This is a genomic window from Leucobacter sp. wl10, assembly GCF_003569785.1.
GTDB lineage: Bacteria > Actinomycetota > Actinomycetes > Actinomycetales > Microbacteriaceae > Leucobacter.
Genome location: NZ_KZ984012.1, coordinates 37,017 through 49,377 on the forward strand (window position 1 = coordinate 37,017; position 12,361 = coordinate 49,377).

Here is a 12,361-nt window from a genome sequence, read left to right on the forward strand (position 1 = left end):
GCCGTCGTCTTCAGAGCAATTCAGCGACTAATGCCTCGATTCGGGTCTTGATGTCATCGCGAATCGGGCGTACGGCTTCGATTCCCTGACCTGCCGGGTCGTCGAGTTTCCAGTCTTCGTAGCGTTTTCCCGGGAAGAACGGGCATGCATCGCCGCAGCCCATCGTGATCACAACATCCGATGCTTCCACGGCTTCGGTCGTCAGTACTTTAGGCGCCTCTGCCGTGATATCGATTCGATCCTCCTGCATCGCCGCGACTGCTACAGGGTTTATCTGCTCTGCAGGCATGGACCCGGCAGATCGGACCTCGATTCGGTCGCCGGCGAAGTGTCGCAAATAGCCCGCTGCCATCTGCGAACGACCAGCGTTGTGGACGCAGACGAACAGGACTGAGGGCTTCTGGTCAGCCATGTGGGTATTCCTCTTCTTCGTTCTTTAGCTCTTGGTCTGTCAGGAGCGCGCCAACAAGTACACGGACACGGCTCTCAATATCCTCCCGAATGGCCTGGACGCCTTCGGAAGAAGCGAGCGCCGGATCGCCGACCGCCCAATCCTCATAGCGGACGCCGGGGATTATCGGGCATACATCTCCGCATCCCATCGTGACGACCACATCTGCTGCGCGCACCGCGTCATCGGTCAGCGGCTTCGGGAAGCGTTCCTGAGCCTGGTCCTCGCCGTCGATCTCGGTAAGTAGCGAGCGGACGTGAGGATGGACTTCCGAAGCGGGTGCGGAGCCGGCAGAACGTGCGATCACGCGTCCTTCCGCGATGCGGTTGACTAGGGCGGCTGCGAGCTGGGAGCGGCCCGCGTTGGCGACGCAAACGAACAACACTTGCGGCACCCCGGTCGCGCGGTCGCGGGTCAGATCCGTCAGGCGCTGACGCGCGAATCGTTCGGTGAGTGGGATCAAATGCTGGGCAACTTTCGCAGTGCGAGCTAGCCCGGCGTAGGACTCACGAACGATCGCTACTACGAGATCGCGATTCAGCTCAGGAAGTTCGTCTGCAAGTTCACTGGCAAGTCTGGTGACGCGACCATCCATGTCTGGCATTGGTGCGATTTTGGAGTCGGGACTATGCGACTCAACCCTGGGATCTGCTGCAATGACTGCTGCGGGCGCGAATGCTTCGAGAAGTGTCGTCACCGCGTCTCGCTGATGAGGCTGAACGCGATAGTACACCCAGGTGCTGCGACGTTCCGAACTCAGCAAGCCGGTGTCCTTGAGGACTTTGAGGTGGTGAGAGACAGTGGGTTGAGAGACTTCCGCAAGTTCCGCCAAGTCGCACACGCAGGCTTCTCCGCGAGGGTCTGTCGCGATCGCGGAGAGCATTCGCAACCGCAGTGGATCCGCCAGCGCCTTCAGGGCACCCGCTACTGTAGTCGCGGCACCGAGACTGATCGGATGCGATGCGCTTGGTGTGCATGATCTTTCGTCAAGATTGTTCACGCTACTGGTCATGATGCCCTCATTTCGGTGGCGTAGGGGTCAGTGTGGAACCAGGCGCGAGCGGCCCACAGCGAGACGTAGACGAGGCCGACGAGCACGGGCACCTCGATGAGTGGGCCGACCACCCCGGCGAGCGCCTGCCCGCTGGTTGCGCCGAAGGTACCGATCGCAACAGCGATGGCAAGCTCGAAGTTGTTGCCAGCCGCGGTGAACGCGAGGGCAGTTGAACGGGCATAGCCGAGCCCGAGGCCCTTGCCGAGTAGCAGGCCTGTGAACCACATGAGCCCAAAGTAGATCAGCAGTGGCAGCGCGATCCGGGCCACGTCGAGCGGGTTCTGGATCACGGCGTCGCCTTGAAGAGCGAACAACAGCACGATCGTGAACAGCAGTCCGTACAGCGCCCACGGCCCGATCACGGGAAGAAACTTCGCCTCGTACCATTCGCGACCGCGGTGCCTCTCGCCGATCCAGCGAGATGCGAACCCCGCGATGAGTGGTATGCCGAGGAACACGAGCACGTTCAGGGCGATTTGCCAGACCGACACTTCGAGGCCCTGGGTGTCAAGGCCGAGCCAGCTGGGCAGCACCGTGAGGTAGAACCAGCCGAGCACCGAGAACATCACGACTTGGAAAACTGAGTTGATCGCGACGAGCACTGCGGTGGCCTCACGGTCGCCGCAGGCGAGATCGTTCCAGATCACGACCATCGCGATGCAGCGCGCGAGCCCGACGATGATGAGGCCGGTGCGGTACTCGGGCAGGTCAGGTAGAAACAGCCAGGCCAGGGCGAACATCACCGCGGGGCCGACGACCCAGTTCAGCAGCAGCGACGAGACGAGCAGGCGTTTATCGCCCGTGACTGCCGCGATGCGGTCGTAGCGAACCTTGGCGAGCACCGGGTACATCATCACTAGCAACCCGAGCCCGATCGGCACCGAGATACCGCCGACTTCCATCCTGGCCAGCAAGCCGGAGACCCCGGGAACGAAGCGTCCGAGCAGGAGGCCCGCGACCATGGCGAGTCCGATCCACAGCGGTAACCACTTGTCGAGGGTAGAGAGTCGTTTCGGTGTCGTACGGGCGGCAGTTGTAGTTGGCGCACTCATGCGAGCAGCTCCTGGATCTTCGCAGCAATGACCGGCTTCGGGTGCGCGCCGATCAGCATGCTGACTCGTTCTCCGCCACGATAGAAGCCGAGCGTCGGAATCGAGGTCACACCAGCAGCGGTCACCGTCTGAGGGTTCGCGTCAGCATCTACCTTTACGATCTTGACCCGGCTGCCGTACTCCGCGGCGAGTGCATCAAGGATCGGCGCGATAGCTTTGCAAGGGCCGCACCAGGACGCCCAGATGTCCACGACCACGGGTAGCTCGGAACTGAGTACTTCGCTTTGGAATGTGGTGTCGGTGACGTGAGTGACCAGGCTCATGCGGGAACTCCTTCGGCGACGGCTTCGAGCGGTTGGACGGGCGTGAGACTGGAGAGGTAGTGCTGAGCGTCTTGTGCGGCGGCACACCCGGTGCCTGCCGCGGTGATTGCTTGCCGGTAGGTGTGGTCCACGAGGTCACCCGCGGCGAACACCCCGGACAGGCTTGTCCGGGTCGATGGATGCTCGACTCGCACATACCCGTCCGCATCTGTGTCGACCTGCCCGTTGACGAGTTCTGAGCGAGGATCGTGACCGATGGCGACAAACACCCCGGTGGCATCTACCACATGCTCCTCGCCGGTGACGATATCGCGCAAGCGAATCCCGGTGACTTGGCTGTCTCCAATGATCTCCGTCACCTCGCTATTCCAGGCGACCTGGATCTTCGGATCGGCCAGCGCCCGCTCCGCCATGATCTTTGAGGCTCGAAACTCATTGCGGCGGTGCACGAGGGTCACCTTCGACGCGAAACGTGTGAGGAAAAGTGCCTCCTCCATTGCGGAGTCCCCGCCGCCTATCACCACGATCTCCCGTTCACGGAAGAAGAACCCGTCGCACGTCGCGCACCAGGACACACCATGGCCGGACAGTCGCTCCTCAGCGGGGAGGCCGAGCTTGCGGTAGGCAGAGCCCATCGCGAGAATCACCGCCTGCGCGAGATACGTTTCCCCATTACCAGTCTCGATGATCTTCACCTGCCCAGAGATGTCGAGCCGAGTCGCATCGTCGGTGACGATCCGCGCCCCGAACCGCTCTGCCTGTGCACGCATCGCATCCATCAGTTCCGGACCCTGAACGCCGTTGATGAAACCGGGGAAGTTCTCAACCTCGGTCGTCGTCATCAGCGCGCCGCCAGCGGTCACCGAACCCACGATCACCACCGGGGCAAGACCCGCACGGGCAGCGTAGATCGCCGCCGTATAGCCCGCGGGACCTGATCCGACGATGACTAACTCGACCTCTTGTTTCGACATGTTTCTATATTGAGATACTTCGATTCAGAAATCAAGTTGAGATTTGTTCTGTCACCTGAAGTTCATCTTTATGGCGACGTTGTCCCAACTGCCGTGAGTTTGCGCACGGGCATCACGCGTTGATCTCTCATAGTTGAGAGGTGCGCTGGGCTCCCACCGCTCGCATAGATTCACGAAAGTAGTTCACGATTCGTGAAAGAATCGGCGTATTGTTGATGCATGGGTGATGTTCGTGAACTGGCGGGGTCATGAGGCTCGCTGCGGTGCGGAGCATCGGGAGTGCCCGCGGGTTCCGTGACGAGCAGGACGCGGCGGATTTCGAGCAGGAGATCGTCGATCAGTACGCGCTGGCGATGGCGGCCGCCGGGTTGACCGACGCGCACATCCTCGTTGCTCGGGCGACGGTGTTCGAGTTTCGGCAGGGCTTGGCGGCACCGTTGTGGACGGCGGGACCGGATGACGCTGACAGGTTCTTGTCGGGGCTGCGTCGCGCGGGTCGGGCGGTGAGCACGAGGGCGGGGAAGGCTGGCGTGCTGGCCCAGTTCTATGACTTCGCGATCACCCGCTACCAGGCGGACGTGCATGCGTTGACGGGGTTCGTGTTGGAGCAGCCGATCGACGAGTTCAACCGGCAGTCGGGCAACTCGCTGGGTCGGATTCGCGTGCCACCGTCGGATGCTGAGGTGGAGGTGCTGTTCGCGGGCTGGCGGAGTTCACTGTCGAGCGCGAGGAAGTTCCTGCCCGCAGCCCGCGACTACTTCGCCGCATCGCTCTGGCGCAGGCTGGGGTTGCGGATCAGCGAGTCAGCGAAGCTCGACATCCGTGACTGGCGGCCGGACCTGGGCGAGTTCGGGAAGCTCCATGTCCGGTTCGGGAAGGGCTCTCGTGGGCGCGGTGCGAAACCGCGATTGGTACCGGCGATCAACGGCACGGACCGTCTGATTGATTGGTGGCTTGCTGAGGTGCGTCACTTGTTCGGCCCGGACTGGGAGGACCCGGACGCGCCGATGATTCCCTCGGAGCGGTTTGACGCTGAGTTGGGCCGCTGCCAGCGGGCCAGCGACGACGTGCTGCGGCAGGGCCTGAAAGCACAGACCGCAGTGTTCCTCCCGGCATGGGTGGGCCGGATGACCCCGCACGTTTTGCGGCACTACTGTGCGTCGTCGCTCTACGGGGCGGGCATGGACCTCAAAGCGATCCAGGAGGTCCTCGGACACGAGTGGCTCTCCACCACGACCCGGTACATTCACGTCTCCAGCGACCATGTCGAACAGGCATGGGTCAACGCGAACCGGCGTCTGGAGACCCGATTCGGAGGGAGGGTGTGAACCCATGAAATGGAACCTACGGATGGCTGCCGCCGAGCGCGGCATCTGGAAGTCCTCGGAGCTGCGGCGGATGCTCGCCGACGCCGGTCTGGAGATCAGCGTCGGGAAGATGTCGAAGCTGTGGACGACGACCCCGACCACGCTACGGCTGGATGACCTCGACGTGATCTGCGCGGTACTGGACTGCACCCCCGGTGATTTGCTGACCGCGGACCTTGCTGCGGCTGCCGCACGCAAACCCCAGGCCGAGATCGAGGAGCAGACCAGTAACGGGTCGCCGTCGATCGTGCGTCCCCGCTTCACCGGGAGCCGGCCAGAGCCACCGCTATGAGCCCCGCGCCCGGCCCCACTGCGAGGTTGCGCCCACCGGAGAAATGCACCGGCTGCGGCGTCGCCCGAGTGGCCTGGGTGCGGCCCCGCGTCGACTACTGCTACGCCTGCCTTCCCGGCGGCCCCTTCGCTCCGCCACCGTGCTCACGATGCGGGTCGGCGGCGTATTTCAGTCAGGGGCTCTGCGAGAGATGCCATCCCGGCAGCCCGGAATACCTCGGTGCTTGCAAGGACTGCCTGGCCTGGGGTGTCTACCGTCGCCACAACTGGCGATGCTGGCAATGCCGCTGGTGGCAAGGCCACTACCCGGTCGGAGACTGCGCCTGGTGCGGCCGCCACGTCCCGATCGGAGAGACGGGAGCCTGCCGCCTCTGCCTCGAATCCGCCCGCCGCATCGCCCCCGCGGGCACCGCCCCGAACCTCGACGACGTGCTCACCGCCGGCCAGCAACTCTTCTTCGCGAACCTCCCCGCACCCCGCAAACCGAAACAGCCCAAGCAGCTCTTGCGCGCCTCCCGCATCATCCTCGACGCCGAAGCCGCCGCGGCTGCGGCCGCTGCCTACGAACAGCCGGCCCTGTTCGATGTCGATCCCGACCCCGAGGTGCTGCGGCGTTTGGCGACCGAGCAGGCCCGCGACTGGACCTACCGCACCGACACGATCGTGTTCGAGCATGCCGAACGCTTCGGCTGGTCGAAACGCCAAACGAACCAGGTCCGCCGCTCGTTGAAGATGCTCCAGATCCTCAACCCCGGCGCGAACACGATCCGCGCCAGCGAAGTCCTCCGCCTGCGCCGCCACGATGCCGACGCGAACGTCGTCTCCACCCTCGACGTCCTCGACGCCGCAGGCATCCTCATCGATGACCGGGTGCCGACGATCGACCGCTACTTCGACGGGAAGTTCGAGAGCCTCCCGCCCACGATGCGCACCCAGCTCGAGCTCTGGTTCGACATCATGATCCACGGCAGCCGCACCCCGCCCCGACGCAAACCCCGCGACCCCGCCACGGTGAAGATTCAGATCCTCGGCATCGCGCCGATCATCACCGACTGGGCAGCGGCCGGCCATCACTCTCTCGCCGAGATCACCACGGACATGATCCTCGACGCCCTCCCGGCCGAGCGCGGGAAACGACACTGGGCCGAGCGCGGATGCCGCACCCTGTTCAGCATCCTCAAGGGCCGCAAGCTCATCTTCGCCGACCCCACCCGCGGCATCCCCCTCACCGACTCCGGAGAGAGCATCCCACTCCCGATCGACACCGACACAATCCTCGCCGTCCTGAACCACGAAGACCCGGCCATCGCCCTCGCGACCTCGATTGTCACGTTCGACGGCCTCACCAGCGGCCAGATCCGAGAGATCCAACTCACCGACATCATCGATGGCAGACTCTCCCTCCCCGACGGGCGGGTGATTCCGCTCGCCGAGCCCGTCCGTGTTCGCCTGGCGGTCTGGCTCGACCACCGGGCGACGACCTGGCCGCGGACCCTCAACCCACACCTCTTCGTCAGCCTGCTCACCGCAGGACGCCTCAGCCCGCCGGGACATCAGTTTCCCTGGCAGAAAGCCGGGATCTCGGCCCAAGCGCTCCGCAACGACCGCATCATCCAAGAAATCCAAGCCACCGGCGGCGACGTCCGCCGCATCGCCGATCTCTTCGGCATTGGCGTCGACGCTGCCACCCGCTACCTCCGCGTCCTCGACCCAGACCTCAGTAAGGGGCTCGACCGGGAGGGGTGAGCAGGTTCCCGCGAGTCGGGTGAGCGGACTATCGGACGTTGAGCGTGGCGAGCTGTTGCGGCGTCCCGGTGATGATGAGTCGAAGGTCGGCGTGGGTTTCGTCGATGTTCCAGTCCGCGAAGGCGCAGCAAATGCTCTCAGCTGCGACGAGTGGTGGAGTCGTCGACCTTGGCGTGGTGGATGGTCAGTCGGGTGTCGGTGCGCTCCGTCTCCAGCGCGTAATCCTCGTCCTTGCCCCGCTCGTCGTGGTGACGCAGCCCCTCGTCGAGCTCATCGTAATGGTCGTCTTCGTCCACCTTATCCCGCGGCTCCTCCCGGCCCGCATCGTGCGCGAGCGGCACCAGGGCGGATGGACACAAGAGTCGACGGCTTGCCCATAGGTCACCATCGGCTATATAGTCATCGTGTGCTGACTATTGCTTCGCGACTTGATGTGATGAACCGGCTGGGCCGGGCCATGGCGGATCCGACGCGTTCCAGGATACTCATGACGCTGCTTGAGCACCCGAGCTACCCTGCCGTGCTCTCGCGCGAGCTGGAGTTGACGCGTTCGAATGTGTCCAACCACCTCACGTGTCTCCGTGATTGCGGGATCGTTGTTGCTGAACCTGAGGGTAGGCAGACCCGCTATGAGATCGCGGACCCACACCTCGCGGCTGCGTTGACGTCTCTGATCGACGTCACGCTCGCGGTGGATGAGGATGCGCCGTGCGTGGATTCTGCGTGCACGGTGCCCGGATGCTGCGACACGGGGGTAGACGCGTGAGCGCGGTGACGGGGTCGCAGGTCGACGAGGTGGAGAGCGACGACGATGACCACGATGGGCCGTGGTGGAAGGATCGCGAGATCCTGCTGCCGGTCTTCTCCGGTGTCGCGTTCCTGACGGGTCTGATCTTCGAATGGTCCGGCCTCGAGATCCCAGCGTTGGTGTTGTTCTGGGCGGGGCTGCTGGCCGGGGCGTCGACGTTCACTCCTGGCGCGATCCGGAAGCTGTTCAAGGGCAAGCTCGGCATCGGGCTGCTGATGACGATCAGCGCGATTGGCGCGGTCATCCTCGGATACGTGGAGGAGGCCGCGGCGCTGGCGTTCCTGTACTCGATTGCTGAGGCCCTGGAGGACAAGGCGATGGACCGCGCCCGGGGCGGGCTGCGGGCGCTACTGAAGCTCGTGCCGGAGACTGCGACTGTGCTGCAGGGCGGCGTGTTCGTGCAGGTGCAGGCGAAGGAACTGACGGTCGGCCAGGTCATGGTGGTCCGTCCCGGCGAGCGGATCGCGACCGACGGGATCGTCCGTGCGGGACGCTCCAGCCTGGACACCTCGGCGATCACCGGGGAGTCGATCCCCGTCGAGGTCGAGCCCGGGGATGCGGTGTCGGCCGGCGCGATCAACAGCGCCGGCGCGCTGGAGGTCGAGACGACCGCGGCGGGCACCGACAACTCGCTCACCACCATTGTCGAGCTGGTGGAGCAGGCGCAGACGGAGAAGGGCGAGCGTGCCCGTCTCGCGGACCGGATTGCCCGCCCGCTGGTGCCCGGTGTTCTGATCCTCGCGGCTCTCGTCGCGATCATCGGGTCGCTGCTGGGCGATCCGGAGGTGTGGATCACCCGCGCGCTTGTCGTGCTGGTCGCCGCCTCTCCGTGTGCACTGGCGATCTCGGTTCCGCTGACGGTCGTCGCCGCGATCGGCGCGGCGAGCAAGTTCGGCGTGATCATCAAGTCCGGTGCTGTCTTCGAGCGCTTCGGCACGGTCCGGCACGTCGCGGTCGACAAGACCGGAACCCTCACCCGCAACGAGCCCGCGGTCACCGCAGTCCTCACTGCGGACGGCGTGACCGAGACGCAGGCGCTGGCCTGGGCGGCAGCGCTGGAGCAGCACAGCACGCACCCCCTCGCCGCCGCGATCACCGCCGCCGCCCCGGGCGTTTCCGCGGCCGCGGACGTGACCGAGCAGGCCGGACACGGCATCGAAGGCAGCGTCGACGGCGTGACGATCACGGTCGGCAGCCCCCGCTGGCTCGACGTCGGCGAGCTCGGCGACCGGGTCGCGCTTCTTGAGGGACAGGGCATGACCGTCGTGATCGTCCACCGCGGTGGAGTGCCGGTCGCCGCGATCGGCGTCCGTGACGAGCTGCGCCCTGAAGTCCCGGAGGTCGTCCGTACGCTCACGGATCAGGGCATCGGCGTGACGATGCTCACCGGGGACAACGCCCGCACCGCTCGTGCGCTGGCTGCGCAGGCGGGGATCGGTGACGTGCGCGCGGAGCTGCGTCCCGAGGACAAGGCGGCCGCAATCGGCGAGCTGTCGAAGGCGGAATCGGTCGCGATGATCGGCGACGGCATCAACGACGCCCCTGCCCTGGCGTCCGCGGACATCGGCATCGCGATGGGGGCGACCGGCTCCGATGCAGCGATCGAGTCCGCGGACGTGGCCTTCACCGGCCATGACCTGCGTCTCATCCCGCGGGCGTTCGACCACGCGCGGCGGGGTCGGCGGATCATCAACCAGAACATCATCCTGTCGCTGCTGATCATCACCGCACTGCTCCCGCTGGCGCTGTTCGGTGTGCTGGGACTCGCGGCTGTCGTTCTGGTCCACGAGGTCGCGGAGGTCGTCGTGATCCTCAACGGCCTGCGCGCCGCCCGCACCCGCACGCCACAGTTGGCGAGCTGATGCTCGCGACCATCGGTTCAGCGATCGGCCTGTTCGCTGCGACCAACATCGACGACATCGTCGTGCTCACGGTGCTGTTCCTTGCCTCCAGTCGGGGCAAGCCACGGCCGTGGCAGATCGTTGCTGGGCAGTATCTCGGGTTCATCACCCTCGTCGTGATCAGCGTGATCGCCGCGCTCGGTCTCACGATCGTCCCGGACGAATGGGTGGGCTTCCTCGGTCTCATCCCGCTCGCCATCGGCATCTGGACCCTCGTGCGCGGCCTGCGCCGCAACGGCGACGGTGACGACGATGACGACAAGATCACCGCAGTAGGCCTGTGGGGCGTGGCGGGGATCACGATCGCCAACGGGGCGGACAACATCTCCCTCTACACGCCGATCTTCCGCACCAGCACTCCCGGCGACGTCGTGATCATGATCGTCGTGTTCCTGATCCTCGTCGCCGTCTGGTGTGCCGCCGGACGCCTGATCGGCACGCACAAGGCGGTCACCGAGACGCTCGAGCGCGTCGAGCACTGGCTCGTCCCGGTCGTGTTCATCGGCCTGGGCCTGTTCATCCTGATCGAGTCCGGCGTCATCGTCCGTCTCTTCGAGGTCCTCGCATGACTCCGGACACGAACGCAGACGTTGAGTCGGCATCGGAACAGCGGCCGCAGAGGGGGCGCTGGCGGCTCACTGCCTGGGCACTCCTGATCGCCGTGGTCGTCGTCTTCATCGATCAGGGGACGAAGGCATGGGCCGAGGCCACTCTGTCGGAGCACGAGCGCATCCCGCTGATCGGCGACCTGCTCGGCCTGCAACTCGCCTACAACCCCGGCGCGGCATTCTCCTTCGGCGAGGGCTCCACCTGGGTGTTCGCTCTCATCGCCGTCGCGGCCACGGTCACCGCGATCGTGTTCGCGTTCCGAGTCCGACGCCCCGGATGGGCGATCGTGATCGGTGCGCTCGGCGGGGCCGCTGCCTCGCACGCCGGCGACCGGCTTTTCCGCCAACCAGGATTCGCGCAGGGGCACGTCGTGGACTTCCTCGCCTACGGCAACTGGTTCATCGGGAACGTCGCCGACATCGTCATCGTCACCGCCGCGATCGCCGCAGCATTCCTCGTGCTCCGCAAGGACGGGAGCTGACGCGGCCTCCTGAGCACTCACGCCTGTGCGCTGCAGATGGAGAACTGATGCTCGCGGCCATCGGTTCAGCGCTCGCCCCTGGCGGGGTAGCGTCGTCATCCTTTGGTGGTGGTCAGTCTCGGGGCGAGGCTCTGGATGCGGTCGGCGATGTCTTCGAAGGCCGCATCGAATGCAGCATCGGACCCGTCGCGCACGGGGTCAGGCACGGACCAGTGCACCCCGCCCGTGCCGGCGAGTTCTTCGTGGGCGGTGTCGCAGACGGTGACCACGAAGTCGTCCGCCTCGGCCACGTCCTCCAGTGCGCGCGGCCGGGTGGCGCGGAGGGTGAGGCCGTGCCGGTTCGCGGCGGCGATCGCGCCGGGCTCGATGGCGTTTGCCGGGTGGGTGCCGGCCGAGGCTGCCGGGATGTCGCTGGCGTCGTGCCAGAGGGCGGCGGCGAGCTGGGAGCGGGCGGAGTTGCCGGTGCAGACGAACACCACCCGCCGCACCCCGAGCCCCGGCGACGGGGTCAGCCCCGAGAACGCGTCGGGGGCGAGGTGCAGGTAGGTGCGGCGCCGGTCGGCCTCAGACCGAGTGCGCACCAGGAATCCGGCGTGCTCGAGCTGGTTCAGGTGATGCGCGAGCAAGCTGGACGAGATTCCCAGCCCGGCTTGCAGCTCGACCGGGGCGACATCGCCCAGGGTCAGTAGGTCCATGATCCGCAGTCGCACCGGATCGGCCAGCGCCGCATACCGCGCCACTCGCCCCGTCAAGTCAGTTCGCTCAATGTTCATTACCTCAATAGTGACTGAGCAATGTATCGTCGTCAAGGTGAACCACGAAACAAGCGCAAGATCGACCTCCTCGCCGCTGTGGCGGCGCGCGATCGCCGAGTTCCTCGGCACCGGACTGCTGGTGACCGTCGTGGTCGGCTCCGGCATCGCCGCCCAGCAACTCTCGCCAGATGACGTCGGCCTGCAGTTGCTGGAGAACTCGCTGGCGACCGCGCTCGGCCTGACCGTGCTCATCCTGATCTTCCAGCCCGTCAGCGGGGCGCACTTCAACCCGGTCGTTACCCTCGCCGACCGGCTCCTCGGCACCCGACACCGGCCGACCGAGATCACCGCGTACCTCGTCGCGCAGATCGCCGGAGGGATCGGCGGGGCGGTGCTGGCGAACCTGATGTTCGACGCCCCGACGACGATCGCCACGACGGATCGGTTCTCGGCAGGGCATCTGCTCGGCGATGTCGTCGCCACCGCAGGCCTCGTCCTGCTGATCTTCGCCCTCGCCCGCACCGGCCGCAGCGCCCTGGTCGCCCCCGC

The 12,361-nt window shown here is 65.7% G+C and carries 15 protein-coding genes; 8 read left to right on the forward strand and 7 right to left on the reverse strand.

Features of this window, described 5'->3' with window-relative positions; all coding sequences use genetic code 11:
• Positions 1-10: 10 nt before the first annotated feature.
• The 5 genes from D1J51_RS16410 to trxB are packed head-to-tail and all read right to left on the reverse strand — an operon-like array spanning position 11 to position 3,854.
• Positions 11-412, reverse strand: coding sequence for an arsenate reductase ArsC (locus D1J51_RS16410; protein WP_081611568.1), 402 nt, complete (start codon positions 410-412; stop codon positions 11-13).
• On the reverse strand, positions 405-1,463 hold the full coding sequence (locus tag D1J51_RS16415; RefSeq protein ID WP_081611569.1) for a metalloregulator ArsR/SmtB family transcription factor: 1,059 nt from the start codon (positions 1,461-1,463) through the stop codon (positions 405-407). Before D1J51_RS16415 ends, D1J51_RS16410 begins: the two co-directional genes overlap by 8 nt.
• Entirely contained in the window at positions 1,460-2,557 is a 1,098-nt protein-coding gene (gene arsB / locus D1J51_RS16420) for an ACR3 family arsenite efflux transporter (RefSeq protein WP_031289539.1), read from the reverse strand. Before arsB ends, D1J51_RS16415 begins: the two co-directional genes overlap by 4 nt.
• Positions 2,554-2,880, reverse strand: coding sequence for a thioredoxin (gene trxA, locus D1J51_RS16425; protein WP_017882764.1), 327 nt, complete (start codon positions 2,878-2,880; stop codon positions 2,554-2,556). Before trxA ends, arsB begins: the two co-directional genes overlap by 4 nt.
• Positions 2,877-3,854 (reverse strand): thioredoxin-disulfide reductase, encoded by a 978-nt coding sequence (trxB, locus tag D1J51_RS16430; protein WP_017882765.1) that lies wholly within the window; start codon positions 3,852-3,854, stop codon positions 2,877-2,879. The genes trxA and trxB overlap by 4 nt, the downstream gene beginning before the upstream one ends.
• Positions 3,855-4,102: 248 nt before the next feature.
• On the opposite strand from trxB, the gene D1J51_RS16435 reads away from it, so the two are divergent.
• From D1J51_RS16435 to D1J51_RS16445, 3 genes are all read left to right on the forward strand, one after another.
• Positions 4,103-5,182, forward strand: a complete 1,080-nt coding sequence (locus D1J51_RS16435) for a tyrosine-type recombinase/integrase (protein ID WP_119076982.1) — start codon at positions 4,103-4,105, stop codon at positions 5,180-5,182.
• Positions 5,183-5,204: 22 nt separating this feature from the next.
• Positions 5,205-5,513, forward strand: coding sequence for a helix-turn-helix domain-containing protein (locus D1J51_RS16440; protein WP_017882767.1), 309 nt, complete (start codon positions 5,205-5,207; stop codon positions 5,511-5,513).
• A 428-nt stretch (positions 5,514-5,941) separates the two neighbouring features.
• Positions 5,942-7,258 (forward strand): hypothetical protein, encoded by a 1,317-nt coding sequence (locus D1J51_RS16445; RefSeq protein WP_017882768.1) that lies wholly within the window; start codon positions 5,942-5,944, stop codon positions 7,256-7,258.
• Between the two features lie 137 nt (positions 7,259-7,395).
• On the opposite strand, the gene D1J51_RS18080 is transcribed toward D1J51_RS16445, so the two are convergent.
• Positions 7,396-7,554 (reverse strand): hypothetical protein, encoded by a 159-nt coding sequence (locus D1J51_RS18080; RefSeq protein ID WP_017882769.1) that lies wholly within the window; start codon positions 7,552-7,554, stop codon positions 7,396-7,398.
• 110 nt (positions 7,555-7,664) lie between these two features.
• On the opposite strand from D1J51_RS18080, the gene D1J51_RS16455 reads away from it, so the two are divergent.
• From D1J51_RS16455 to D1J51_RS16470, 4 genes are read left to right on the forward strand one after another with little or no spacing between them, the layout of a single operon-like run.
• A complete protein-coding gene (locus D1J51_RS16455) occupies positions 7,665-8,024 on the forward strand; it encodes a Cd(II)/Pb(II)-sensing metalloregulatory transcriptional regulator CmtR (RefSeq protein ID WP_031289545.1) in 360 nt (119 codons plus the stop codon).
• Positions 7,997-9,928: a heavy metal translocating P-type ATPase gene (locus D1J51_RS16460; protein ID WP_238560278.1), complete on the forward strand. Its 1,932-nt coding sequence runs from the start codon at positions 7,997-7,999 to the stop codon at positions 9,926-9,928. The genes D1J51_RS16455 and D1J51_RS16460 overlap by 28 nt, the downstream gene beginning before the upstream one ends.
• On the forward strand, positions 9,928-10,536 hold the full coding sequence (locus D1J51_RS16465; protein ID WP_017882772.1) for a cadmium resistance transporter: 609 nt from the start codon (positions 9,928-9,930) through the stop codon (positions 10,534-10,536). Before D1J51_RS16460 ends, D1J51_RS16465 begins: the two co-directional genes overlap by 1 nt.
• Positions 10,533-11,057, forward strand: coding sequence for a signal peptidase II (locus D1J51_RS16470; protein ID WP_017882773.1), 525 nt, complete (start codon positions 10,533-10,535; stop codon positions 11,055-11,057). The genes D1J51_RS16465 and D1J51_RS16470 overlap by 4 nt, the downstream gene beginning before the upstream one ends.
• Positions 11,058-11,152: 95 nt before the next feature.
• On the opposite strand, the gene D1J51_RS16475 is transcribed toward D1J51_RS16470, so the two are convergent.
• On the reverse strand, positions 11,153-11,830 hold the full coding sequence (locus tag D1J51_RS16475) for an arsenate reductase/protein-tyrosine-phosphatase family protein (protein ID WP_017792501.1): 678 nt from the start codon (positions 11,828-11,830) through the stop codon (positions 11,153-11,155).
• 37 nt (positions 11,831-11,867) lie between these two features.
• Here D1J51_RS16475 and D1J51_RS16480 point away from each other — a divergent pair.
• Positions 11,868-12,361: aquaporin (locus D1J51_RS16480; RefSeq protein ID WP_240423390.1), on the forward strand; the 494-nt coding region annotated here is incomplete at its 3' end.